The organism is Streptomyces sp. NPDC004647 (assembly GCF_040609575.1).
GTDB lineage: Bacteria > Actinomycetota > Actinomycetes > Streptomycetales > Streptomycetaceae > Streptomyces.
This window is the reverse complement of sequence record NZ_JBEXKU010000036.1, coordinates 40265-64980: the sequence shown is the minus strand read 5'-3', so window position 1 is coordinate 64980 and position 24716 is coordinate 40265. Positions and strand designations below refer to the sequence as shown.

22 protein-coding genes are annotated in these 24716 nt (G+C 72.2%); 14 read left to right on the top strand and 8 right to left on the bottom strand.

Features of this window, described 5'->3' with window-relative positions:
- Positions 1 to 30: 30 nt before the first annotated feature.
- Positions 31 to 507, top strand: a complete 477-nt coding sequence (locus ABZW18_RS17980) for a cupredoxin domain-containing protein (protein ID WP_356188361.1) — start codon at positions 31 to 33, stop codon at positions 505 to 507.
- A 175-nt stretch (positions 508 to 682) separates the two neighbouring features.
- Here ABZW18_RS17980 and ABZW18_RS17975 read toward each other — a convergent pair whose 3' ends face one another.
- The 3 genes from ABZW18_RS17975 to ABZW18_RS17965 form a co-directional block, all read right to left on the bottom strand.
- Entirely contained in the window at positions 683 to 1189 is a 507-nt protein-coding gene (locus ABZW18_RS17975; protein WP_356188359.1) for a GNAT family N-acetyltransferase, read from the bottom strand.
- Positions 1190 to 1357: 168 nt separating this feature from the next.
- Positions 1358 to 1786 (bottom strand): organic hydroperoxide resistance protein, encoded by a 429-nt coding sequence (locus ABZW18_RS17970; RefSeq protein ID WP_356188357.1) that lies wholly within the window; start codon positions 1784 to 1786, stop codon positions 1358 to 1360.
- Positions 1787 to 2017: 231 nt separating this feature from the next.
- The gene (locus ABZW18_RS17965; protein WP_356188355.1) at positions 2018 to 3037 is read right to left on the bottom strand and encodes an NADP-dependent oxidoreductase; all 1020 of its coding nucleotides are present in this window, start codon (positions 3035 to 3037) and stop codon (positions 2018 to 2020) included.
- A 110-nt stretch (positions 3038 to 3147) separates the two neighbouring features.
- On the opposite strand from ABZW18_RS17965, the gene ABZW18_RS17960 reads away from it, so the two are divergent.
- On the top strand, positions 3148 to 3585 hold the full coding sequence (locus ABZW18_RS17960; protein ID WP_356188353.1) for a MarR family transcriptional regulator: 438 nt from the start codon (positions 3148 to 3150) through the stop codon (positions 3583 to 3585).
- A 247-nt stretch (positions 3586 to 3832) separates the two neighbouring features.
- On the opposite strand, the gene ABZW18_RS17955 is transcribed toward ABZW18_RS17960, so the two are convergent.
- From ABZW18_RS17955 to ABZW18_RS17945, 3 genes are all read right to left on the bottom strand, one after another.
- Positions 3833 to 4540 (bottom strand): hypothetical protein, encoded by a 708-nt coding sequence (locus tag ABZW18_RS17955; RefSeq protein WP_356188351.1) that lies wholly within the window; start codon positions 4538 to 4540, stop codon positions 3833 to 3835.
- A 240-nt stretch (positions 4541 to 4780) separates the two neighbouring features.
- Positions 4781 to 6022: a helix-turn-helix domain-containing protein gene (locus ABZW18_RS17950; protein ID WP_356188349.1), complete on the bottom strand. Its 1242-nt coding sequence runs from the start codon at positions 6020 to 6022 to the stop codon at positions 4781 to 4783.
- A 3-nt stretch (positions 6023 to 6025) separates the two neighbouring features.
- Positions 6026 to 6193 carry a hypothetical protein gene (locus ABZW18_RS17945; protein ID WP_356188348.1) on the bottom strand — a complete coding sequence of 56 codons (168 nt, stop codon included), beginning with the start codon at positions 6191 to 6193 and terminating at the stop codon, positions 6026 to 6028.
- A 246-nt stretch (positions 6194 to 6439) separates the two neighbouring features.
- Here ABZW18_RS17945 and ABZW18_RS17940 point away from each other — a divergent pair, with 246 nt between their 5' ends.
- The 12 genes from ABZW18_RS17940 to ABZW18_RS17885 all read left to right on the top strand — a co-directional run bounded on the left by ABZW18_RS17940 (position 6440) and on the right by ABZW18_RS17885 (position 22202).
- On the top strand, positions 6440 to 7384 hold the full coding sequence (locus ABZW18_RS17940; RefSeq protein ID WP_356188391.1) for a DUF3068 domain-containing protein: 945 nt from the start codon (positions 6440 to 6442) through the stop codon (positions 7382 to 7384).
- Positions 7385 to 7757: 373 nt separating this feature from the next.
- Entirely contained in the window at positions 7758 to 9116 is a 1359-nt protein-coding gene (locus ABZW18_RS17935; protein WP_356188346.1) for a glycosyltransferase family 4 protein, read from the top strand.
- 6 nt (positions 9117 to 9122) lie between these two features.
- Complete coding sequence (locus tag ABZW18_RS17930; protein WP_356188344.1) at positions 9123 to 9863, top strand: class I SAM-dependent methyltransferase; 741 nt, start codon at positions 9123 to 9125, stop codon at positions 9861 to 9863.
- Between the two features lie 136 nt (positions 9864 to 9999).
- Positions 10000 to 14493, top strand: a complete 4494-nt coding sequence (locus ABZW18_RS17925) for an alpha-(1->3)-arabinofuranosyltransferase family protein (protein ID WP_356188342.1) — start codon at positions 10000 to 10002, stop codon at positions 14491 to 14493.
- A complete protein-coding gene (locus tag ABZW18_RS17920; RefSeq protein ID WP_356188340.1) occupies positions 14490 to 16007 on the top strand; it encodes a condensation protein in 1518 nt (505 codons plus the stop codon). The genes ABZW18_RS17925 and ABZW18_RS17920 overlap by 4 nt, the downstream gene beginning before the upstream one ends.
- A gap of 245 nt (positions 16008 to 16252) precedes the next feature.
- Positions 16253 to 16963, top strand: a complete 711-nt coding sequence (locus ABZW18_RS17915; protein WP_356188389.1) for a class I SAM-dependent methyltransferase — start codon at positions 16253 to 16255, stop codon at positions 16961 to 16963.
- 4 nt (positions 16964 to 16967) lie between these two features.
- A complete protein-coding gene (locus ABZW18_RS17910) occupies positions 16968 to 18026 on the top strand; it encodes a hypothetical protein (protein WP_356188338.1) in 1059 nt (352 codons plus the stop codon).
- Entirely contained in the window at positions 18023 to 18268 is a 246-nt protein-coding gene (locus ABZW18_RS17905; protein WP_356188336.1) for a Trm112 family protein, read from the top strand. The genes ABZW18_RS17910 and ABZW18_RS17905 overlap by 4 nt, the downstream gene beginning before the upstream one ends.
- Entirely contained in the window at positions 18265 to 19062 is a 798-nt protein-coding gene (locus ABZW18_RS17900; RefSeq protein WP_356188334.1) for an FkbM family methyltransferase, read from the top strand. Before ABZW18_RS17905 ends, ABZW18_RS17900 begins: the two co-directional genes overlap by 4 nt.
- A gap of 279 nt (positions 19063 to 19341) precedes the next feature.
- Positions 19342 to 19941 carry a hypothetical protein gene (locus ABZW18_RS17895; protein WP_356188387.1) on the top strand — a complete coding sequence of 200 codons (600 nt, stop codon included), beginning with the start codon at positions 19342 to 19344 and terminating at the stop codon, positions 19939 to 19941.
- Positions 19942 to 20272: 331 nt separating this feature from the next.
- Complete coding sequence (locus ABZW18_RS17890; RefSeq protein WP_356188385.1) at positions 20273 to 21193, top strand: ATP-binding cassette domain-containing protein; 921 nt, start codon at positions 20273 to 20275, stop codon at positions 21191 to 21193.
- Positions 21194 to 21386: 193 nt separating this feature from the next.
- Entirely contained in the window at positions 21387 to 22202 is an 816-nt protein-coding gene (locus tag ABZW18_RS17885; RefSeq protein WP_356188332.1) for a hypothetical protein, read from the top strand.
- A gap of 36 nt (positions 22203 to 22238) precedes the next feature.
- On the opposite strand, the gene ABZW18_RS17880 is transcribed toward ABZW18_RS17885, so the two are convergent.
- Entirely contained in the window at positions 22239 to 22895 is a 657-nt protein-coding gene (locus tag ABZW18_RS17880) for a response regulator transcription factor (RefSeq protein ID WP_356188330.1), read from the bottom strand.
- A complete protein-coding gene (locus ABZW18_RS17875; protein WP_356188328.1) occupies positions 22892 to 24220 on the bottom strand; it encodes a histidine kinase in 1329 nt (442 codons plus the stop codon). The genes ABZW18_RS17880 and ABZW18_RS17875 overlap by 4 nt, the downstream gene beginning before the upstream one ends.
- Positions 24221 to 24716: the final 496 nt, after the last annotated feature.

Here is a 24716-nt window from a genome sequence, read left to right as displayed (position 1 = left end):
GGACCGAAGTCTCATCCGGAGGGCCGCGCCATGGTCAGGACCGCCACCGTCACGAGGAACGCCGGGCTCGGGATCGCTGCCGGAGCCCTTGCGGCGGTGCTCGCGGCCTGCGGGGGCGGTGGGTACGGGGACAGTGGGGACGGATCGAAGTCGTCGCCGCCCACCCGGAGCGGAGAGACCAAGGTGACCCAGGTGAATGTGAAGATGACCGACTTCCGCTTCCAGCTGCCCGAGAAGACGTTCACGGCGGGTGACCACACCTTCGTCGCCAGGAACGACGGACACCACGAGCACGCCCTGGAGGTTCAGGGGCCGGGCGGGGACCAGCGCAGCAAGACCGTCGATCCCGGACAGACCACCACGCTCAAGGTGACACTGAAGAACGGCACTTACCAGATCTCCTGCCCCGTGGGGAACCACACGGACCTGGGCATGAAGACGGCGATCACCGTGAGCGGCGGCGGCCCGTCGCCCGAGAAGACACCGTCGGACAACCCCGGCTACTGACCGGACGGCCGATTCCGAGTACCGGCGCCAGGGCCCCGCATGGGCACGGACGACCTCCTTGAACACCGCCCCGCCCGGGTGCGGATGGCACCGACTCCGGCCCCAGACTCGCCGGTCACGGACTCGCCGGTCACGGACTCGCCGGTCACGGACTCGCCGGTCACAGGCTCGCCCGTCACAGGTCTCGGCGCATGAAGACCCGAGGCCAGCGGTCCAGACCGTGCGCGGCCTCGTGCCGCGCGATCTCCCTCAGCCCCGGGGTCAGCTCGGCGTCGTCCAGGATCCGGAAACCGCAGCGCGCGTAGTACGGCGCGTTCCACGGGACCCGGGTGAACGTGGTCAGGGTGAGGGCCCCCATCCCCTCCGCGGAGGCACGCGCGGCCGCGTGATCCAGCAGCGAGCGGCCGATTCCGCGGCGCGCCCGCTCGGGGTGCACCGACACCTGCTCGACATGCAGCCCGCCGTCGACCGGCTCGGCGAGCAGATACGCCACCGGCCGCCCGGTCTCGTCGGCGGCCAGCCAGGCGCGGCCCGCACGCTGGTAGGGCAGAAGCTCCTCGGCGGAGAACGGCTCGTCGGCGGCGATCTCCGGCATACCGATGTCCCGGAAGCACTGCCCGGCCGCCCGCTCGATGTCCTGGAGCGCGGGGAATTCGGCGACGGTTGCGACTCGAATGCGCATACGCCCATTGTCGCCGACCCGGCCGTACGGACAGCCGTCGTACGTACGTGTGACCCGTCCGTGCAACTACGCGGGGCCTGTCCGTGCAACTACGCGGGGCCTGTCCGTGCGACGGCGAGGGCCGTACCCCCTGTCGTGCGGGGTACGGCCCTCGGCCTGCGGAGACGATCAGACGATGCTGATGTCCACCTTGATGTTGCCGCGCGTGGCGTTGGAGTACGGGCACACCTGGTGCGCCGCCTCGACCAGTTGCTGCGCGGTGGCCGCGTCGACGTTCGGGATCGAGACGGCGAGTCCCACCTCGATGCCGAAGCCGCCCTCCTCGTTCTTGCCGAGCCCGACACTGGCGGTCACGCGGGAGCCGGAGATGTCGGCCTTCTGCTGGCGGGCGACGACACCGAGCGCACCCTGGAAGCAGGCGCCGTAACCGGCGGCGAAGAGCTGCTCCGGGTTGGTGCCGTTGCCGCTTCCCCCCAGCTCCTTCGGCGGGTTGACGATCACATCGAGGTTGCCGTCGTCCGAGGCGACCCGGCCGTCCCGGCCGTTCTCGGCGGTGGCGACTGCGGTGTACTTGACGTCTATGGCCTGGATGGACATGTAGGAATCCTCCTGTTGGTGCACACGGGGTGCTGCCATCGCGACTCGTGCCCACGACCGCGACAGGCTGGGTTTACCTGACGGTCCGTCATGAGGCCCGTCAGGAGTGATGGGTACCTTCTCCGCACCGCTGCGTCCTGCGGAAGCGACGCCGGCGACAAAAGCCGTGCAGCTCACTCGGGCTGCTCGACGCGCTTCGTCGCCGCATCCCGTGGAGTGCGGGGTGAAAGGTCAGTCGCCGAGGGCGACGATCATCTTGCCGGTGTTCTCACCGCGGAGCAGCCCGAGGAACGCCTCCGCGGCGTTGTCGATGCCGTCGACGACGGTCTCGACATACTTCAGCTCACCGGAGCGGATCCAGCCGGCGACCTCCTGGACGAACTGCGGCTGGAGCGCCGCGTGGTCCGAGACGAGAAGTCCCTGCAGCCTGAGCCGCTTGCCGATGACCATGGCGAGGTTACGGGGTGCCGGGCTCGGCTCGGTCGCGTTGTACTGCGCGATCATGCCGCAGATGGTGGCGCGGCCGTGCACATTGAGGGAGTTGATCGCCGCCTCCAGGTGCTCGCCGCCGACGTTGTCGAAGTAGACGTCGATGCCGTCGGGGGCGGCTTCCTTCAGCTGCTCCGCCACCGGGCCGGTCTTGTAGTTGAACGCGGCGTCGAAGCCGTACTCCTCGAGCAGGAGCTTGACCTTCTCGTCGGAGCCCGCGCTGCCGATGACCCGCGAGGCGCCCTTCAGCTTCGCGATCTGGCCGACCAGGCTGCCGACGGCACCTGCCGCGCCGGAGACGAACACGGCGTCGCCCTCCTTGAACGAGGTGACCTCCAGCAGACCGGCGTACGCGGTCAGGCCGGGCATGCCGAGCACGCCGAGATAGGCGCTGAGCGGGGCCAGCTCCGGGTCGACCTGCACGGCGCGCTTGCCGTCGAGGACCGCGTACTCGCGCCAGCCGAGGCCGTGCAGGACGTGGTCGCCGACCGTGAAGCCCTCGGCGTTCGAGGCGAGCACCCGGCCCACCGCGCCACCGTCCATCGGCTGGTCCAACTGGAAGGGCGGGACGTACGACTTGACGTCGTTCATCCGCCCGCGCATGTACGGGTCCACCGACATATGGGTGTTGCGGACCAGGATCTGGCCCGGGCCGGGCTCGGGGACGGCGGCCTCGCGGAGTGCGAAGTCCTCCGGCGTCGGCCAGCCGTGCGGGCGGGCGACCAGGTGCCATTCACGGCCGGTCGTCGGCAGTTCGGACATGGTGCGAGCGCCTCCTTCAGCCACAGCTTGACTGCAGCAATGTTTCAGTAACTGAAACAACCATGCGCTGGATGTTTCATGTTGTCAAGTAACGCGGTAACCTGAGCGCCATGGCCCCACGCACTGACCCCCTGACCCTCGAGGTCGTCGAGCTCATCGGCACCGTCGTGGCCCGCTACTACGATGAGTACGACGAAGCGGCGGCCAAGCATTCCCTGACCGGCGCACAGGCGCGGGTACTGGGACTCCTCTCCCTCGAACCGATGCCCATGCGGAAGATCGCGCAGAAGCTCAAATGCGAGCCGTCGAATGTGACCGGCATCGTCGACCGGCTGGAGGCCCGCGGCCTCGTCGAGCGCCGCCCGGACCCGGCAGACCGCCGGGTCAAGCTCGCGGCCTCGACGAACGAGGGCCGGACGACCGCCGCCCGGCTGCGCGACTCGCTGGACTTCGCGCGAGAGCCACTCGCCGGGCTGTCCACCGACGAGCGCACGACACTGCGCGACCTGCTGCGGCGCATGCTGGACGAGGGCGGTGCGGACGGCTGAGGCGCTTCGGGTGTTCCGTGGCCCGTGAATGCCATCGGGACCGGGCAGTGGGCGGACGGATTCAAGGGTCGCGTCCGTACGCGGGCCGTTCGCAGGCCGTAGGCAGGCATGCCCAGGCCCGTAACCACGACTGCGCCCGCGGCCACGCACGGGCATGTACACGTCGGCATCGGCCCGTCCGCGCGACCGTTCCTTCGAGCTGAAGCGCGCTCGGACCGGTCCCCTCCGCGCCCGCTGATGTACCGCGTCAGCTGCACCACCACAGGAACCGGGTGCACGTCGGCTCCGGGCGCGGCGGGGGCGGAGGCGGCGGTGCGGTGGACGACGGGGCCGGAGGCGGGGGCGGTGGCGCCGAGGACTCTTTCGGTGGCGGGGGCGGGTCGGAGACCGCACCGGAAGCGGACGCGGTGCTGCGCCGCGAGGGGGAGTCGTCCGGGTCGGCCGACTCGCTCTCCTTGTCCTGGTCCTTCTTCTTGTTCTTGGGGCTCTCGCTCTTGCTCGCCGATGGCTCCGCATCCGGCTCGGCGCTCTCGGACGCCGGATCGGCCGTGGCGGAACCGTCTGCCTTTCCCGCCTCCCGGCCGCTGTCCGGCCCCTCCGACGCGGACGCCGAGGACTCCTCCTCCGCAAAGGGGGTGATGGGTCCCTCCGTGGCGAGCTCCGCCACGGTCAGCGCGACCAGCGCGACACCGAGCACCGCCGCGATACCGACGAACCGGCGGCCGCGGCGACGGTGGCCCCGCCGACCGCGGGTGGGGCGGGTGCGCCGGGCGCGGTGGCCTCGGCGGCGGTCGGCCCGCCCCCCTCCGGGGGGAGCGGCCGGGGCGTCCCGCGCGGTGTCCCTCTCAGCCGCGGCAGCCTGGGGAAGCGGCGCGAGGTCCTCGATGGGCGCGCCGCATCCGGGGCACGACAGAGCCCCGTTGAGATGCCGTCGACAGAAAGAGCAGTAGTCCATTGAGGACGCAGGCTATGGCGCCGGAGGTAACGAATACAGCGGTGTCCTGTGAGGATTCCGTGTTGGCCAGCGCGGCGAGGTGACAGATACGCAGACAGATACGGATCGATCACCCGTCGCCCGCGGCCCGCGGCAGTCCGGCTCGCGGCAGCCCGGCTCGCGTGCGGCAGGCCTTCGCGTGGTACCCGGGTGAGACCGCCTGCGTGATTCCGCCGTACTCGAGCCGAAGGCGCACAAGCTCTACGAGCCGTATCCCTCCGGCACCTCCAGTTCGCCGCGCAGCCGCTGGGCCCGCAGCACCAGCTCCAGTTCGAAGCGCCGGTCCGGATCATCCACGTCGTCGCCCCACAGCTCCCGGATCTGCCGCAGCCGGTAGCGGACGGTCTGCGGGTGCACGCCCAGCCGGTCCGCGACCTCCGGAGCGCCGCCCCGGGTCTCCAGCCAGGCCAGCAGCGTCTCCGCGAGCCGCCGGCCGTGTGCGGGGCCGCAGTCGGCCAGCGGTGCGAGACGGCGGCGCGTCAGGTCCTCGATCAGCTCCTCGGGCGGCAGCAGGACCAGCGCCTCGGTGTGCTCGGTGCAGTGCAGCACCTGCCCCGAGGGCAGCAGACCGCGCTGCATCAGCCGTACCGCGGTCCCGGCCCAGCGCAGCGACTTGGCGGCCTCGGCCGGCGGCACCGGCGGGCCGATCGCGCCCGACCAGCCCGCCATGGCGCGGCGCAGCAGCTCCGCCCGCCCGGCCGCGTCCGGCTCCGGCACAACCATCCGCGGCTGCTCGCACTCCATGTCCAGGAGTACGTCCTGGCCGACGGCGGGGGCGACCGCCTCCCGGGCCGGACGCAGCAGCACCGCCACCGCGACCTGCGAGGGCAGCTGCCAGCCGATCCGGGCGGCGCGTTCGGCCAGGGCCTCGGTGGGGTCCGTGCGGTGCTCGGTGAGCAGCAGTTCCATCAGACGGCGCTGGAGCCGGAGCTTCTCGCCCGCCTGCCGGGCGACGGCCTCGGCGTGGCCGCGTACGGACTGGGCGACGAGACCGTCGAGGTATTCGAAGCCGGACTCGACGAGTTCGTACATCGCGGGCGGCGGGATGTCGACCTGCTGGCCGATCTCGGCGAGACGGCGCCAGGCCAGCCGGACGCCGAGCCGGTAGATCGCCTGGAGGGAGTCCAGGCTGCGTCCCTGGAGGACCTCGCCGCGGCCGAAGTCCTGGAACACCTCGGGGTGGACGCTCGGCCGTCCGGCTCCGGCGGTCAGCTGCCCGACGAAGTGCTCCAGCGCCCGGCGGATGCCGACCAGCGCCATCGGTTCGCCCGACTCGTCGAGCACCAGCGGGAGCCCCGGGTACTCGCGGCGGATTTCGCGCAGGATGTCCTGGGCCAGCTCGGGCACCTCGTCCATGGCGAGCGAGGCGAACTGCCGGACCCGTAATCGCGGTACGTCCTTCCAGGCGGAGCGGGCGGCCACGGAGGCGGAGCGGGCAGCCACGGATCACTGCCCCGGGAGCGGTGAATCCGCCGGAGCGTGGGTGAAGGAGACGAGCGGGACATTCGGCTGCTCCGGGGTCGCGCCCAGGGCGGCGACGATCCCGAGGGCGGCACCGACGGCGAGTGCGGCGGCGGCCACGCAGGTCAACGCGGCGGCGAGCAGTCTGTGCATGGGTCGGCGAGCCTCTCTGCTCGGTGAGGATGACACCCAGCGCACCGGCCCGGTCCGGTCATGGGCCAGTGTGGGAGCAGCATTGACACTCCGTCAAGAGTCGGCCTACGGTTCCCCGCCCACAGCCGTAAGTCGTCGGCCGTAACCGTACGAACGCGCACGACCCTCACACCCTCCTCCCCCCAGGAGTGCCGTATGCGCCGTTCTTCCCGCCCGTCGCCCGGCCACCGCCCCTCGTCGACGCCCGTGCGGCGGCCTCCGTCATGGCTGTCGCTGGTGCTGCTGGGAGCCGGAGTCTTTCTGCTGGTCCTCGCTCCGCTGCTGGCGTGGTACGTCGAGCCGCGGGCGAAACGTACGCCGGTCGACGTGAACGTGACCACGGTCTTCACCGGCCGGGGAAGCTACTTCGACACGGATTCGCTCGCCACCCGGGACAACCAGAAGATCACCATCACCCGGCGGGTGCTGGGCGATGTCGCCGACAGCGAGCGCAGCGGCAAGGCGGTGTGGGATGTGTCCACCGCAGTCGACACCCCGGAGACGCTGCCGCTGAACGACCCGCGCAAATCGCTGCAGTGGACCACCGAGCGGTGGGTCACCGACCGCCGCACCAACCGGCCGGTGCACTGCTGCGAGGAGACGCCGTCGTTCGAGGGAGAGGCGTACCTCAAGTTCCCCTTCGATGTGGAGAAGCGCGGCTACCGCTGGTGGGACAACACCCTGGGCGGCACGGTCCAGCTCCGCTTCGCGGGCGTCAAGAAGATCCAGGGGTACGAGGGCCATCGCTTCACCGGAACCGTGAAACCCACGAAGACCGGCACCCGGCAGGTTCCGGGCAGGCTCGTCGGCCGGCCGAAGCAGGGCCAGGTGCTCGCCGAGGAGTGGTACGCCAACTCCGGGATAGAGCTGGTCGCCGACCGGCGCACCGGCCGGATCATCAACGCGAGGATCGCCCCGAGGAAGACGCTGCGCGCGCCGGGCGGGAAGCGCGACGCCGTGACCCTGTTGCAGAGCGACGGGCTGGAGTTCACCGGGGCGACGCAGCGCGAGCAGGTGGCCCTCGCCTCGGAGGACAGCGGGCGGCTGGAACTCGTCGGGCGCACCGCGCCGTTGACCAGCGGAGTCGCGGGGGCGGTCCTCGCGGTCGCCGGCGTGGTGCTGGTGGCGCGCGGGCGGACTCGTACCGCCTGACCTCGCGGGCTCTTCTCCGGGGAACACTCCACAATGTGATGAGGCGTCAGTTACTTGAAAGTCAGAAATTGTCATCCCGGTGAGTAGCCGCATCGAACAGCGGGGCGAAAACTATCCATCCCACGCACTGTCCGACCTCCACGCACGGCCCACCCACGCACCCTCCCCCCCGTGCGACACACCCACGCACCCTCCACCCCCCTCGTGCAACACACCCACGCACCCCACCCCCACCCACACCCCCACCCACAACCCACCCACGCACGACTCACCCACGCGCGATCCGCCGCCCGGGCCCCTCCCCGGAAATATGGCGCACAGGCGGCTCCCCCCCCCACACAGATTCCGCACCCTGAGACGAGTTGGAGCTCAAATGCCCCAGCACGTACCCCCCTTGGCCTTCGGTACGGGGAACCACACGCTCCCCCGGACCGCCCTGGCCACCACCCCCACTGCCGCCCCTGCCGGCACCACCGGCACTACCGGCACTACCGGCACCAGCACCACCGGCACCGTCGTCACCAGCACCACCGGCACCGCCGCCCCGAACGCCATCGCCCCCGGCACCGTGTTCCCGGCCCCGCCGTACTCCCCGGCAAAGTCCCCCGGCTCACCCGGCTCCGCCGCCGACTCCGGCCCGCCCCCGCACCCCCGCCGAATCGTTTTTCTCGCCCGTCGTGACCTCGGCAATCCCGCTGCGGGAGGCTCCGAGCTGCTGATCGACCGGATCGCCGAGGGCCTCACCTCCGACGGTCACCAGGTCACACTGCTGTGCGGCGGCCCCGCCGCGTACCGCGACTACCGCGTGGTGTCCGCCGGCGGCGACGCGGGCCATTTCCTGCGCGCCAAGCGGGCGTTCGCCCGCCAGGTCGGCGACTGCGACCTGCTCGTCGAGGTCTGCAACGGCATGCCCTACCTCGCCCCTCTCTGGCACCGCGGCCCCACCCTGTGCCTGGTCAACCACGTCCATACCGACCTGTGGGGAATGCGTTACCCCGGCCCGGCCGCCCGCCTCGGGCGCAGGCTGGAGCACTGGGCCCTGGCGGGCACCCACCGCGGCAACCTGATGGTCGCGGTGTCCGGCTCCACCGCCTCCGCGTTGACCGGCATCGGTGTCCCCGGCGACCGGATCAGGGTCGTCCACAACGGTGTCGAGGAGCCCGGTCCGCTGCTGCCGAAGTCCCCTGAACCGATGTTCCTGGCCATGGGACGGCTGGTGGAGTACAAGCGGATCGATCTGCTGCTGCGGCTGTGGGAACGGGTCCGCCCGGTCACCGGCGGGCGGCTCGTCATCATCGGTGACGGCCCCGAGCGGCAGCGGCTCGAGACGATGGCCGGCCCGGACGTCGTGTTCACCGGCCGGATCCCTGAGGCGGAGAAACACCGGCTGCTGTGCGAGGCGTGGCTGCTGCTGCACCCGTCCGCCGTGGAGGGCTGGGGCCTGGTGGTCACCGAGGCCGCGGCCCGCGCCACCCCCGCCATCGGCTTCGACATCCCCGGCCTGCGGGACTCCGTCGAGGACGGCGTCACCGGCCTGCTCGCCCGCGGCGAGAGTTCGTTCGCCGCGGCCTGGTGCACTCTCGCGCTCAGCGCGGAGCGGCGCGAGGCGCTGGGGAGGGCGGCCGCTCGACGGGCCGCGCGATTCCGCTGGAGCAGTACGGTCCGCCGGTTCCGGGACGTGGCCGCCGAGGCGTATCTGGCAGGTCGCGGAGCTTCGCAGCCCGGGAGGTGAGCGACCGTGCGGGAGTTCGCCCTCAAGGACCCGTCCCTCCGCAGATCCGTCACGCTCTTCCGGGCCTTCCTGAGAGAGCAGCACGACCCCGAGCACTGCTACTCCCTGCTCGCCCGTGACGCCGCCGAGCAGCTGGAGCAGTACGTACCGCTGAAGGGGAAGGTGGTCGTCGACGTCGGCGGCGGTGGCGGCCACTTCACCGAGGAGTTCCGCCGCCGGGGCGCGTACAGCTATCTCTTCGAGCCCTCCGTGCGCGAACTCGCCGCGCGCGGACGGCTTCCGGAGGGGGCGGTGGTCGCCGACGGCTACCTGCTGCCGCTCGCCGACGGGGTGGCCGATGTCTGTTTCTCCTCCAACGTCCTGGAGCATGTCGCCGACCCGCAGACCTTTCTCAGCGAGCTGGCGCGGGTGACCCGCCCGGGCGGGCTGATCTATGTCTCATTCACCAACTGGCTCTCCCCCTGGGGCGGCCATGAGACCGCGCCGTGGCACTACCTGGGCGCGGACCGGGCCCGGGAGCGCTACCGGCGGCGTACCGGACACAGCGCCAAGCACACCCTCGGCGAGAACCTCTTCACCATCCACATCGGCCCCACCCTCCGGCATGTGCGAAGCCGCCAGGACGTGAGCGTGGTCTCCGCGCGCTCCCGCTACTGGCCGTTCCTCGCGGACGCGGTCACCCGTGTCCCGGGGCTGCGCGAAATCGCCACGTGGAACCTCCTCCTCATCCTCCGGCGGTCCCCATGAGCAGTGCTGTCCCCATGAGCGGTGCTGTCCCGATGAGCGGTGCTGTCCGGATGAGCGGTGCTGTCCGCGCTCCTGCCCCTCCGGAGCCGCATACAGCCGTGACCTGGAACCTCCTCCTCATCCTCCGGCGGTCCCCATGAGCAGTGCTGTCCAGGCCCCTCCGCAGGCACCCGCCCCCGCACCGGCACCCTCCCCCGCGGCCGGCCCGCCGCGGGGGAGGCGCTGGCTGCTGGGGTTCTGGGCGGTGGCCTTCGCGGCCTTCCTCGCGCCCTCGCCCGGGAAGATGACCTTCGAGACCAAGCTGGGCGTGGCCCTCGATCCGCTGAAGTTCCTCGGCGACCTCGGCGAACTGTGGCACGACCGGGCGGGCTTCGGCGGGATCGCCGACCAGTACATCGGATACGCCTTCCCCACGCTCCCGTACTACGCGCTGATGGACCTCGCCCACGTACCGGTCTGGCTGGCCGAACGTCTCTGGCTGTCGATCATCGTCAGCACCGCCTTCTGGGGTGCGCTGCGGCTGGCCGAACGGCTCCGTGTGGGCAGACCCGGCACCCGGCTGCTCGGCGCGGTGGCGTACGCCCTGTGGCCGACGTTCACCATCGTCATCGGCTCCACCTCGGCCGCCGTCATGCCCGGCGCGCTGCTGCCGTGGGTACTCCTGCCGCTGACCGCCGCCACCTCGAGCCCCAGGATCGCCGCCGCCCGCTCCGCGCTGCTGATCCCCTTCATGGGCGGTGTGAACGCGGCCTCGACTCTGGCCTCCCTGCTGCCCGTCGGGCTCTATCTGCTCAGCCGCCCCGCCGGGCCGCGCAAGCGCGCGCTGATCGCCTGGTGGGTTCCCGGGGTGGTGCTCGCCACCGCCTGGTGGGTGGTTCCGCTTCTGCTGCTGGGCACCTACGGCGAGAACTTCATGCCGTACATCGAGCAGGCGGACACCACCACCGGCACCATGTCCGCGACCGAGCTGCTGCGCGGGGCGGGCAACTGGGTGGCGTATCTCAACTTCGGCGAGGCATGGCTGCCCGCGGGCTGGACCGTGGCCACAGCGGTCGTCGTGGTGCTCGGCTCCGCGTTCGCCGCCGCGCTCGGACTCGGCGGGCTGGCCCGGCGCGATCTGCCCGAGCGGCGCTGGCTGTTGCTGACCGTGCTGGCGGTCGCCCTCATCGCACTCGCCGGGTACGGCGGCTCGCTCGGCGCCCCGTTCCACGGCACCGTGCAGGACTGGCTGAACGGCGCGATCAGGCCCTTCCGCAACGTCTACAAGTTCCAGCCCGGGCTCGCCCTCGCGCTCGCCCTGGGCCTGGCCCATCTGACGGCCGTGGCAACCGAGGCACGCGGCACCCGCCCGCTGCCCGGCCGCCGGTTCGCGCCCGCCGTCGCGGCCGTGCTCGTACTCCCGGGCCTGGCCTGGCCGTACGTCAACGGCAGCATCCTCCAGCCCGGTGCCTTCGAAAAACTGCCGAGCCACTGGAGCAAGGCCGCCGACTGGATGGAGCAACACGCCCCCGACAACCGCGCCCTCGTCGTGCCCGCCACCGCCCACGGCATCTACACCTGGGGCTCGCCCATCGACCAGCCGCTGGACGTGCTCGCCGAGTCCCGCTGGGCGCAGCGCGACTATGTGCCGTTCGGCACACCCGGGTCGCGCCGCGCCATGGACGCGGTCGAGCAGGCGCTGATGTCGGGTGGTGAAGTGCCGGGCCTGCGCGACTTCCTGGCGCGCGCCGGGCTCCACGACGTGGTCGTGCGCAATGATCTCGATCCCGACCAGATCGGCTACGTACCGCCGCAGACGGTGAAGCGGACACTGGAGTCCTCGGGATTCCGCAAGGTCACCGGCTTCGGCCCGCTGCTCACCAGCGGCCGGATCCCCGCCGACACCCCGCTCCAGGTCCAGGGGCTCTTCCCGCGCGAGCAGGCGGTGGAGATCTACGAGCCGGTGGACGGAGGTGAGCGGCCGGGGCCGGTCGGGCTGAAGCCGGCCGCCGGTACGGCGGTGGTGAGCGGCGGGCCCGAGTCGCTGCTCCAGCTGTCGGCCGACCCGTCGATGCGGGACCGGCCCGCGGTACTCACCGGTGACAACCACCCCGGTGTGGGCGCCCCTTCGGTGCAGGCCGTCGCGGACGGGCTGCGCCGCGCCGACACCCGCTTCGGCCTGGTCAACTCCAACACCTCGTACACGTACACCGCGACCGAGCGGAACCACTCCGGGAGCCTCCAGAACGCGGGCGAGCGGCCGAAGGAGATCCTTCCCACGCGCGGGACCGGGCACCAGACGACGGCCGTGCTGCGCGGCGCGAAATCCGTGACCGCGTCCAGCAGCGGCAACTGGCTCTTCCATCTGCCGCAGTACGACCCGGTGAACGCCTTCGACGGGAACCCGGACACCGCGTGGGCCGAGGGCAGCCCGGGGCGGCCGGTCGGCCAGTGGCTGCGGATCGACTTCTCCTCGCCCACGACTGTGCCGCCCTCGATCCAGCTGTCGCCGCTGCCGGGCGACGGGATGCGGGCCGCGCCGACGCTCGTCCGCGTCCAGACGGACAAGGGCAGCACCGACAGCCCGCTCCAGCCGAACGGCCTCCCGCAGGCGGTCAAGGCGCCTGCGGGCGAGGCGAGTTGGCTGCGGATCCGGATCCTCGCCTCGCAGGAGGCCAAGCCGGGCCTCTCCGGGGCGGGCTTCGCGGAGGTGTCGGTACCGGGGGTCCAGGTCACCCGGCTGCTGGCGCTGCCGCGGGATGCGGAGCGTACGGACACGGCCGCCGAGGTGTACTCGCTGCACCGCGGCAGCGACCCCGGCGGGCTGTCCCCCGCCTCGGCGGAGCGGGGACTGCACCGGCAGTTCACCACCCGGGTGGCGGGCGGGACCAGGGTGAAGGCGAAGGCGCTGGCCGTCCCCGGCGAGGAGCTGGACCGGCTGCTGGACCGGGTCGCGCCCGGGCAGCGCAAGCGGATCACCGCCTCGGCGGACTCCACCAGCCGTACCGGTCTGTCGCTGAGCCCGCGCAATCTGGTGGACGGCGATCTGACGACGGCGTGGATCGCCGGTGACCGGCCCGTCATCCACTTGCGCTGGCCGGGCAAGAAGAGGATCGGCGAGATCGTCTTCGCCGCGGCGGGCGGGGTGTCCACCCGGCCCGAGGAGGTGCTGATCAGCTCCCCGGACGGGGCGGCGACGGCCGGTGTGGACAAGAACGGCCAGACCCGGTTCGAACCGATCACCACCGACCGGCTCGACATCACCGTCAGCCGCACCGCGCCGCTGACCGTCCACAACCCCATCGCGGACTCGCAGTTGCAGCTGCCGGTGGGGCTGAGCGAGGTGTACGTACCGGCGCTGGACGATCTGCGGGTGAAGCGGCCCGATCCGGACGAGAAGTTCTCGGTGCCGTGCGGGGAGGGACCGCCGCTCGCGGTGGACGGCACGCTGCACGCGACGAAGGCCTCAGGGCACGTACGGGATCTGACGGACCGTCGGCCTGTCGACGTCGAGCTGTGCGCGGGCGAGGCCCGCGGCGGCAGCCTCGAACTGGCCGCGGGACGGCACCGCGTGGAGGCCGGCGACGCGGGTCCGCTGGCGCTCACCGATGTCACGCTGTCACGCGGCGAACCGCGGCCGGCCGGTGCGGCGAGCCGCTCCGTCCAGGCCACGGACTGGCGTGGCGACCGCCGCGCGGTGACGGTCGGCGCGGGCGAGGCGGCCTACCTCCAGACGTACGAGAACGCGGGCGAGGGCTGGACGGCCACGCTGGGCGGCAAGGAGCTGACCCCGCTGCGGATCGACGGCTGGCAGCAGGCCTGGCTGATCCCGGCGGGGCAGGGCGGCACGGTGAAGCTGGAGTACGAGCCGGCCCTGCTGTACGAGGCCGGGCTGATCGGCGGGGCGGTGGGCGTCGCGGCGCTGGTGGCACTGGCGCTGATCCGCCGCCGGTCCGCGTCCGGCGCGTACGCGGAAGCCGGCGCGTACGCGGCAGCCGACGCGTACGCCGAAGCGGCCCCGAACGGGCCTGACGGGCCGAACGGGCCGAACGGGCCCCACGGGCCGAATCGGCAGGGCGGGCAGGGCGGGCAGGTCTCTCCGGTTGGGCACGGCGGGCGGAATGGGTTGGGCCGGCAGGTCGGGGCGGACGGGCCGGACGCGCCACTGCCGCCCGCTCCCGCTCCCGCTTCAGCCCCCGCTCCCGCTCCCGGCTGGGTCCTGGGCACCGTGGCACTGACGGCCGTCGTCGCCGCGATCGCCGGCCCGCTGGCCCTCATCGTCCTCGTCCTGGCCGTGGTCGCCCGGTTCCGGCCGGGCGTGCTGGTCCCGGTTGCCGTAGTGGCGATGGCGGGGGCGGGCATCGCTGCGGCGACGGGCGCGGGCGAGCCGATCGCCGTGGACGAGGGGGCCTTCAGCGCTCCCGCGCAGTTCCTGGCCCTGGTGGCGCTGGTGGCGGCGGTAGTGACGGTGAGGCACCCGGATGCGGACGGCTCTCCCGAGCCGAGGGTCCGGGATCAGCAGCCGCACCCGCACCCGCCGTCGCGCTCACCACTCCCCCGGCGGCGGCCCGGCACCGCTTGGTTCACCAGTCGCAGGTCCGGCGGGGGCCGCCGCGCGGGCAGTTCCGCCGCGCAGGAGGAAGGCCGATGACAGCCCTGCATCCCGCGCGGCGGCGCGAGCAGACCTCCCCGCCGCCCGTGGAGCGGATTCCGTTCCCGACCGTGGACGAGGTCTCGCGGCACTGTCTTCAGGAGGAGGAGCCGGAGACCGTGCACATCGAGGTGCACCTCCCCGGGCGGCCCGAACCCGCCCGGCTGCGGGCCGCGTTCGGGGAGGCGCTGCGCCGGCACCCGCGCATTCTGATGCGGGAGGCGCCCGGCCGCTGGTACCGGCGGCGGTACGAGTGGGAGCTCACCCCCGCCCCGGACGTGGACCCGGTGAGCTTCCCGCCACCCGGCCCGGACGCTCTCGCGCACGCGCGCGTGCGGGCTCTCTCCGCGTGCCCTCCGTTGTCGGCCTCCCCGCCACTACGGCTCGAAGTGATCAATACCGACGGGAAGAAGGAGGAGAAGAGGGGGGACGGGAACGGAAGAGACGGGAACGGAAGAAGGGACAGCCGGGGGAACCCGACCGGGGACGGCGGCGGTTGTGTCCTCCTGCTCACCCTCAACCACACCGCACTCGACGGTCCCGCCTGTCTGAGGGTGCTGGCCACGGCGGCGGAACTCTATGGGGGCGCCGACAACTCCCCCGCGCCCCAGCCCGAACGGCCACCCGGATCCGTACGCGCGGGCAGCGGGCCGCACCTGCCCGCCCCTTCCGGTTCCGGCTGGGCACGGCCCGTGCGGGTGGCCGCGGACGCGCAGGGTACGGCCACGGCCACCGGAAACGGCATGCTGATCGCCGAGCTGGCGGTACCGCGCCGCGTCCCTGGAGGCGCCGGAAGCGCCGGAAGCCCTGGAGGCTCAGGCGGTCCGCCCCCGTACACCGTCAACGATCAACTCCTGGTCGCCACCTCTCTGATGGTGGCCCGCTGGAACCGGCTCCACGACCGCCCCACCGGCCCCGTACGGATCACCATGCCGGTGGACGACCGGCCGCGCGGTATCGACATGCCGATCGGCAACGGCACGCGGCTCGTCGAAGTCGGACTCTCCCCGGAGGACCCCGCCGACGAGCGGCTGCTGACCGCCGAACGGCCCGACCCGGCGGCCGTCGCCCGGCTGCTGCGCCGTACCGCGGAGCGCACCCGGGCGCTCAAGGCCGCGCCGCGGCCGCCGCTCGGCCGGGGCGGCGCGCTGCTCACCGCGCCGGTGCTGCCGGTCGGGGTCCGGGCCGCGGTGGCCCGGGGGTTGCGGCGGGCCGTCGCGCCGTGGACGTCGACGACGCTGCTGAGCAACATCGGGCGCGTCCCGTACCCGCTCGACTTCGGCGACGCGGGGCGCGCCCAGGCCGTCTGGTTCTCGGCCCCGGCCCGGATGCCCAGGGGTCTGACGGTGACGACGGCCGGCACGAACGGGCGTCTCCACCTCGCCCTGCGCTGGTCCCGGGCGCTGCTGGACGACGACGCGGCGGGGACTCTGGCCCACCTCTTCGAGGAGTGCCTCGCCGCCACGGCCGCATGCGGCTCCGCGACCGACACCACCACCGGGAGCCCACCGTGAACGCCATCCGCCCCACCTCGGAGCACGCCGGGTCAGCACCGTTACAGGCGCCGCAGCGGCGCGGGACCGAGACCGACCTCGGTACGGAGCCGGCACCTGCGCCTGCCTCGTCCGAGCCCGCGTCATCTGCGCCCGCGCCGTCTGCGTCTGCACCGTCCGCGCCCGGGCCGTCCGCGCCCGCATCATCCGAACCTCCACCTCCCGGCCCCCCGCCACCCGCACCCGCACCCGGCAGCGCCCCCGGCCTGCGGGACTTCTACGAGGACCCGGCCGTCCCCGTCGCCTCCGGCGAGGAGCGGAGTCTGCGTCAGGCACGGATCCTCGCCCGCGCGCTCGGCCCCGTACGGGCCGCCGGACAGGGCTCGACCGTGCTCGACATCGGCTGCGGGGACGGCTCCGCCGCGGCCACCGCCGCCCGCGTGCTCGCCGGGCACCGGATCGTCGGCGTCGACTGGTCACAGGACGCGCTGCGCCGGGCCGCGCCCCGCATCCCGTACGTTGTGCGCGGTGAACTGACCGACGGCGGGCTGCCGTTCGTCACCGGCGGTGCGGACGCCGTGCTGTTCAGCGAAGTGGTCGAGCACCTCGTCGACCCGGACGCCGCGCTCGACGAACTGCACCGCGTGCTGCGCCCCGGCGGCCATCTCATGCTCTCCACCCCCAACCTCGCCGCCTGGTACAACCGCGGACTGCTCCTCGCCGGGGTCCAGCCGGTGTTCTCGGAGGTGAGCCTGCGCCGGATCCACGGCCGCCCGGGCAGCGCCGTCGTCGGCCATCTGCGGCTGTACACCGCCCGCGCCCTGAAGGGCTTCATCGCAGCCTCCGGCTTCGAAGTCGTCGGCATCGCGGGTGCGCCCTTCCACGGCGTACCGCGCCCGCTGCGCACGCTCGACCGGGCCTTCTGCTCCCTCCCCTCCCTCGCGTCGATCCTCCATGTGCACGCAAGGCGGGTGTAGGCCGGTGTGGTGGGGGGTGGGAGCCGCGCTGCTGGCCAATGTCCTCTACAGCACCGGCTTCGTGCTGGAGAAACGGGCGCTGGCCGGCCTGCCGCCGCTGAGCGCCGGGAAGCCCGCGCGGGTCGTACGGCTGCTGATCGGCAGCCCGCTGTGGATCGGCGGCTCGCTCGCGCTCGCACTGGGGTTCGCCGCCCAACTCGCTGTCTACCGCACACTGCCGATCGCCGCCGCCCAGGGCATCTTCGTCTCGGGCCTGGTGCTGCTCCTCCTGCTCTCGTCGGTGGTGCTCGGTGAGCAACCCAGCGGCCGTGAGCGGCGCGGTGTCGTCGTGATCACGCTCGCGCTCGTCATGGTGGTGGCCTCGCTGCACAACAGCGTCGAGCCGGTCAGCCGCAGCGCCCCCGCCGGCACCCTGCTCGCGCTGTGCCTGCCGTCGCTCGCGGCGGGTCTGTGGCTCTACCGGGCGGCGGAGCGGCGGGCAAGGAAGCGGCACAGGCTACCGACCACCGGCGTCGAGTACGGGGTCGCCGTCGGCCTGCTGTACGGGGTGAGCTCGCTCGCCATCAAGGGTGTCTCTGGCCTGCTGCCGCACAGTTCTCCCAGCGCCTCGGCCCTCCGCAGCGCCGCGCTGGACCTGCTCTCCTCGCCGTACCCGTACCTGCTGGTCTTCACCGGAGCCACCGGCCTCGTCCTGTCGCAGACCGCGCTGCAACGCTGCAGGGCCTCCCTGATCGTGCCCGTCTGCACCACCGTCACCTGCGTGTTCACCGTGGCGAGCGGCAGCTTCGCCTTCGGTGAACCGCTGCCGCAGGACCCGTTGCGGCTGGCTCTGCGGCTGGGAGGCACCGCACTCGCCGTATCCGTACTGCTGACGCTGCCACGCCATGAAGCACCACCCCCCACAAAGGAGTTGAGTCATGAAGCCGGGCGATCCACTGCTGAGGACCCTCGCCTGCCGGCTCGGCAGGGCCCCGCTGAGCCTGCTGAACGGGCCGAGTTCGCCGAATGTGCTGAGTTCGCTGAACGTGCTGAGCCTGCCGGAGGACGAGGAGTTGAGCCATGAAGCCCGATGACCCACTGCTCAGGATCCTCGCCTGCCCGCTCGACAAGGGCCCGCTGACCCTGCTCGAGGGCGGGGGCGCGCTGTACAACCCCCGGCTGCGGCGCCGGTATCCGATCGTCGACGGCATCCCGCAACTGCTGCCCGCCTCGGGCGATCCGGTCGCCGACGAGGAACACCAGCAGCTGCTCGTACGGAGCGAGCCGACCGGGCGGACCGGGCGGACCGGGCGGACCGGGCCATGACCCTCGCCGCCCGGATGGCACCGCGGTTACCGCCCCGGCTGGTCACCGCCGCCGCCGCGCTGCTCTATCCACGGTTCGAGCCCGAGCTGCGGCGGCTCGCCGACTTCTGCCCGCCGGGCGGCACGGCCGTGGACGTGGGCGGCTGGTACGGACCGTGGTCTCGGCGGCTGGCCCGCCGGGCGGACCGCGTCGTCGCCGTCGAGCCCGTACCGCATCTGGCGCGGCTGCTCTCCTCGACCTCGCCCGCGAACGTACGGGTCGTCCAGGCCGCGGCGGCGGACCATACGGGAACCGCACCGCTCTGGATGCCGCCGGGCGGGCGCGGCGACCGCGGGGTCTCCTCGCTGGTGCGCCGGGGGCTGCACGGCAGCTCGCTCGAGGTGCCGTGCCTGCCTCTGGACGAGCTGCGGCTGACCGATGTCACCCTGATCAAGATCGACGTGGACGGCGCCGAACTGGCCGTCCTGCACGGCGCGGAGGAGATTCTGCGCCGCGACCGGCCCGCGCTCTTCGTGGAGCTTGAGGTACGCATCCAGCCGCTCGCCCCGGTCCTGTCGCTGCTCGACGGGCACGGCTACGGCGGCTGGGTGCTGCCCGGCCGGGCGTGGGCACCGCTCTCCTCCTTCGACCTGGCCGGCCACCAGCACCGTACGGGCCATGTCGCCGAACACGGCCTGCTCCGCCGTACCCTCGGCCCGCACGAACGCAGCATCCGGTACGTCAACTCGGTCCTCTTCCTGCCCCGCGAGAGCCACCCCGCGCCGGGCGGACCGCGCCGCCTCCAGCCGCACTGACGGGGGCGACCCCGGGGCTGGGCCGGGGCCGGCCGGGGCGGGCAGCACCCCCTCCGCCCCACCCCCGGGTACCGTTCGGCTCATGTCATCGAGTTCCGTGGCGCACCCGACCGGCTGCGGGATGCGGACCCACCGATCGGGCGAGGCGTCCGTGAGCACCCGTTCCGCCGAAACACCGGCTCCGTGGAACCCGAGTCGATGGACAGCGTGGACAGACTGGACAGCGTGGACATCCACGCGCACCCCGCTGGAGTGCGCGAAGAAGGCCGGGAAAGCGCGATGAGCTCCGATTCCGACGCCCGCCGTCCGTCTGCCGTGTCCTTCGGACCGTGGCAGTTCCAGCTCGTGCTGCTACGGCGGATGGCCGACCACCAGCCCGGCCTGGTCGAGGACGCGCTCGCGGAACTCGGCGCAGACCGGGCGGAGATGCGGGAAGCGAACCGACGCTGGCAGGCCATGGTCCGCTCCCCACGCGCGCGTGGTTCCCTCCAGCGCTACCGATCGGTGCTCGGTCCGCCCGAGCAGGTGCTGCGCCGCCGGATCGGCGACCTCGACTGCGAAGTCCTGTGCTGGCCCGTACCGCTGTGGCCGGATCTTCGCTTCGAGGTGCTGGCCGCGCCTGGCGGCCAGGTCTGGAACGAGTGGCTGGTACGCGTTCCGGGCGCCACCGGCCCCAGGCTCCGTACGGTGGAGGACCTGCGCCCGTGGTGCTGCACAGTGGACGAGGTGGCCCGCGCCTTCGCCCCCGCCACCCCGATGGAAGGCACTGCCCCCACGCGGTGGCGGCTCGCCTTCAGTGCCCCCGACAGCCCGGGCGGGGAACCCGGCCACCATGTCGCGGAGTTCACCTGGGGCCTGCTCCAACGCGTGGACCCCTGACGCCTGTCCCGGGCTTCCCCCTTGGCCGCTGCCCCTTGGCCTCTCCCTCCCCCTCGGCCGCTGCCCTTGCCCTTGCCCTTGCCCGCTACGCCTAGCCCCTTGGTCGTTGACTCCGACGGCCTGGCCGGCCCAAAAGCCTGGTCGCGGCCGCATCCAACGAACGGTGTACGGGGCCTCCCCCGATCGACCTACGGTCCGGGCCGGAACTCGGGACGTCGGTGGTGAAGGGTCCGTGCTTTCGGGCGACTCGCCGGGCGGGGCCCGGTTCCTACGGTGATCAGGACCGGCAACACCGCCGGAGATCTGCCGAAGGAGCAAGCGCGTGGGCGCGGTGACATTGGAGGCCAAGGGCCTGACCAAGAGCTACGGCAAGAGGCCGGCCGTGGACGATCTGTCGTTCACGGTGCAGGCCGGCCGGGTGACCGGATTCCTGGGGCCCAACGGAGCGGGCAAGTCCACGACGATGCGGATGTTCCTCGGCCTCGACCGGCCGGGGTCGGGCAGCGCGCTGGTACATGGCAGGCCCTTCCACGAACTGCGCCATCCGCTGTGCGAGGTCGGGGCCGTACTGGAGGCCAAGGCCGTACATCCCGGCCGCACCGCGTACGGCCATCTGCTGGCGCTGGCGAGCAGCAACCGGATCGGGCGCCGGCGGGTGACGGAGGTCCTGGAGATCACGGGCCTCGCGGGCGTGGCCCGGAAGCGTGTCGGTGGCTTCTCGCTCGGGATGGGGCAGCGGCTGGGCATCGCTGCCGCACTTCTGGGTGATCCCGGGGTGCTGCTCTTCGACGAGCCGGTCAACGGTCTCGACCCCGAGGGCGTCCGCTGGATTCGCCGACTGATGAAGGGGCTCGCCGCCGAAGGCCGCACGGTCTTCGTCTCCAGCCATCTGATGAGTGAGATGGAGGTGACGGCGGACCACGTGGTGGTGATCGGCCGCGGCAGGCTCATCGCCGATACCGACGTCCGCGCATTCATCGCGAGCAGCTCGCACAACGCGGTCAGGGTGAGCTCCCCGCAGGCCATCCAGCTGGGCGTACGGCTACGGAAGAACGGCGCGGAGATCACCGCCGACGCCGAGGGGACGCTTCTCGTCAGCGGGATCGACTCCGCGCGGATCGCCGCGATCGCCACCGAGTGCGGGGCCGTGCTCCATGAGCTCACCCCGCAGCGCGCGTCGCTGGAGACGGCGTTCATGGAACGCACCGGTCACAGCGTGGAGTACCGCGCGGACCCGCCCGGACAGGACTGACGTAACACGCAAGTCCGCGCCCAGCACATACATCCGCGCCAACGCTCCGCGCCGATGCCCGCGCCCTGCGCGGAACGACACACAGCGCAACGACACCCAGCGCACGCCACACCACGACCACAACCACGACCACGACCACGACCACGACCACGATGACGACCACACCACGACCACAGATCGGTATCGCCTCGCCATGTCCGTCACCGTTCCCGCAGCCGCGCGCCCGCCGTCCGTCTCCTCCGAACTCCCGGCGCCCGGATTCACCGACCTGCTCCGGTCGGAGTGGACCAAGATCCGCACCGTCCGCACCACACTGTTGTGTCTGCTCAGCCTCATCACCCCGGTCCTCGGGGTGGCGACTCTGATCGCCCTGGACAAGGAACCGCCCGGCCCTCATCCGATCGCCTGGGTGGTCAATGTCAGCCACTTCGGCCTCCTGGTGGGCCAGCTCGCCGTGGTGGTCTTCGCCGTGACGGCCATCGGCAGCGAGTACGGCACGGGGCTGATCCGCACGTCGTTGGCGGCCGTGCCGTGGCGTGGGCGGTGGCTCGTGGCCAAAGCACTCGTCGTGGCGGTGCTCACGCTCGTCGCGGGCGGGCTGCTGAGCGTCGCGGCCTTCGCCGTCGTGCACTCCACCACGCCGGATGTGGCCGGCTCCGTCCTCGAGCCGGGAGTGATCCGCGCCGTTCTGGGCTCCGGCCTCTACCTGAGCGGGCTGGCCGTGCTCTCGCTCGCGGTGGGAGCACTCGTACGGAACACCGCGGGCGGCATCGCCGCGATGTTCGCGTTGATCTTCGTCGTACCGGTCATCGTGGCCGCCTCACCGCTGATCCGTCTGGGGCGGTTCCTGCCCGTCGGCAGCGGACCCCCCAGCTCCGGCTGGGCGATCACGCAGCTCGGGCCGATGCTGGGCGGACTCACTCCGTGGGCCGGCTTCGCCGTGCTGTGCGCGTGGGCAGGGCTCGCGATGGCCGGTGCGGTGCACCTACTGCGCGTACGGGACGCCTGACCGGCGGCGCGCCCGACCCCGACCGCAGCTACGCAGCTACACCTCGAGCAGTCCCGCGTCGTGGGCGAGGATCGCGGCCTGGACGCGGTTGGCGCACCCGAGCTTGGCGAGAAGCCGGCTGACGTGAGTCTTCACGGTGGATTCGCTCATATGCAGACGAGCCCCGATCTCCCCATTGGCCAGGCCTTCGCCGACCAGGCGGAGCACCTCACCTTCGCGTGGCGTCAGGCACGCCGTACGGCTGCGGGCCTCTGCCGTCCTCGAGTTGTCGCGCGCGGAGAAGTCCGAGATCAGCCGCCGGGTCACCGACGGGGCGAGCATGGCGTCGCCGTCGTTGACAGTCCTGACCGCGCGGGTGAGGTCGCGTGGCGGGGTGTTCTTGAGCAGAAACCCCATGGCTCCGGCTTGCAGCGCGGCGTGCACGTACTCGTCCAGATCGAAGGTGGTGAGCACCACCACCTTCGGCGGATCGGGCAGCCGGCCGATCTCCACGGTGGCGGCCAGCCCGTCCATGACGGGCATACGGATGTCCATGAGCACCAGATCCGGCCGGTGGGCGCGGGCCAGGTGCACAGCCTCTGCGCCGTTGCCCGCCTCGGCGACCACACTGATGTCGGGATCCGCCTGCAAGATCATGCTCAGGCCGGAACGGACCAGTTCCTCGTCGTCGGCGAGCAGCACGCGCACGCTCATGGAGCCTCTTCCTTCACCGGCACTACGGCCTTCACAGGTACAACAGCCGAAACCCGGAATCCGCCGTCCGGGCGCGGTCCGGCCTCGAACGCCCCGCCCAGTACGGTGACGCGTTCGCGCAGTCCCACCAGACCGTTGCCCCCGCTGGGCAGCGGGGCGGACGCGGTCGGGTTCGCGGTGGGCAGCTCATTGTCCACCGTGAGATGGAGAGCATCGGCCTCGTACCGAAGAGCGACCCGGGTAGCGGCGTTGCCCGCATGCTTGTGGACATTGGTCAGAGCCTCCTGGACCAGCCGGAACACCGTGCGCTCCGCGGCCCTGTCCAGCGGCGGGCGGGTGCCGGACTGCGTCAGCTCGACCTTCATGCCGGTGGCGCGCGACTGCTCGACCAGTACGGACAGATCGTCCACGGTCGGCTGCGGGGTACGCGGCGCGGACTCCTCGCTCTCCTCCAGCCGCAGCACACCGAGCACCTGGCGCAGCTCGTCGAGGGCCTGTCTGCCGATCTCACCGATGAGCTGCGAGGTCCGGGCGGTCTCGGGGCTGCTCGTCGGGCCGACCTCCAGGGCCCCGGAATGGATCACCATGAGGCTCACCCGGTGGGCGACCACGTCGTGCATCTCGCGCGCGATCCGGGTCCGTTCTTCCATCCGGGTCTGACGGCGGAGAAGCAGCTGCTCACGCTCCAGTCGTTCGGCCTTGTCCCGCAGGTTCGCCACCACCATCAGGCGCGCTCTCGCGTAGAGGCCCAGCAGCACGGGCCCGGCCACGCTCACGACCATGGCGGGGATGGTGAACAGGCCCTCCCTCGAGAAAATCTGGGTGCCGACCATCACGAGCCCCGCGGCCACGGTCACGGCGACCAGAATGCGGCGGCTGCGACCGTACTTGGCCAGCGAGTACAGATACACGGGAAGCGGGGAGGCGGTGAGCAGGACGGGAGTGGCCAGGACGGCGGCCACACAGAGCGCCGCGGGCCGGCGGCGCCGCCAGATCATCGCGAATGCCATCAGGAGGGCCACCGCGTAGAAGGCCGGTGCCGGCACCCCGAACGGATGGTCCCCGGCTCCGGACAGCAGCATGGCACCCGCCGCCATGAACCCCAGGGCGACCAGGACGTCGAACAGCATGCTCCGGCGGCTCTCCCACCAGAACGGCTGCGCCGGAATCCGCTCCGACAGGCGCAGCAGACCGACCGGCCCCGGACGGGGGCCCTCCGCTGAGGAGCCCGGACCGGGCCGCTCCGCGGATGACGAGGACGAGGACGTCGCCGACGAGGGCCCGGAAACGTCCGGCTCCGCCGGTGCGGCGGGGCGAAGGCCCATGGTTCTTCCTTTCCATCCCTACAGCCGCACGTGCCCGGGCAGCGCTCAGCCGATACGGACATGTCCGGCCATTGACAGACCAGCAGTCGCGGTCCGGCCGTCGGACGGCCTTCGCAGGACGGCCGTCGCAGGCCAGCAGGGAGCCGCCCACGACGCAGCCCAGCAGTGGCAGTACCAGTCATGGCAGGTCCGTGACAGGTCAGGGGCCTCAGCCGTTGCGGATCGGCCGCCAGCTTTCCAGCAATCCGGCGATCGGTACACCGCCCGGCCGGCGGACGGTCCACCAGCTCACCGGTCCACCCGGTGACCCACGGGTCCACCGGCCCACCGCTCCACCCACCGGCCCACCGCTCCCCCGCTCCACCAGCCCCCGTCCCGCTACCGCCTCGGCTCCTCATCCGCGACGGGCCGGACGGACGGACACCACGGCTCAACGGACGGTGAACACCTGCCGAATGCTGGCCGCTGTACGACCCCGCGTGCCTACGCGCTCGTA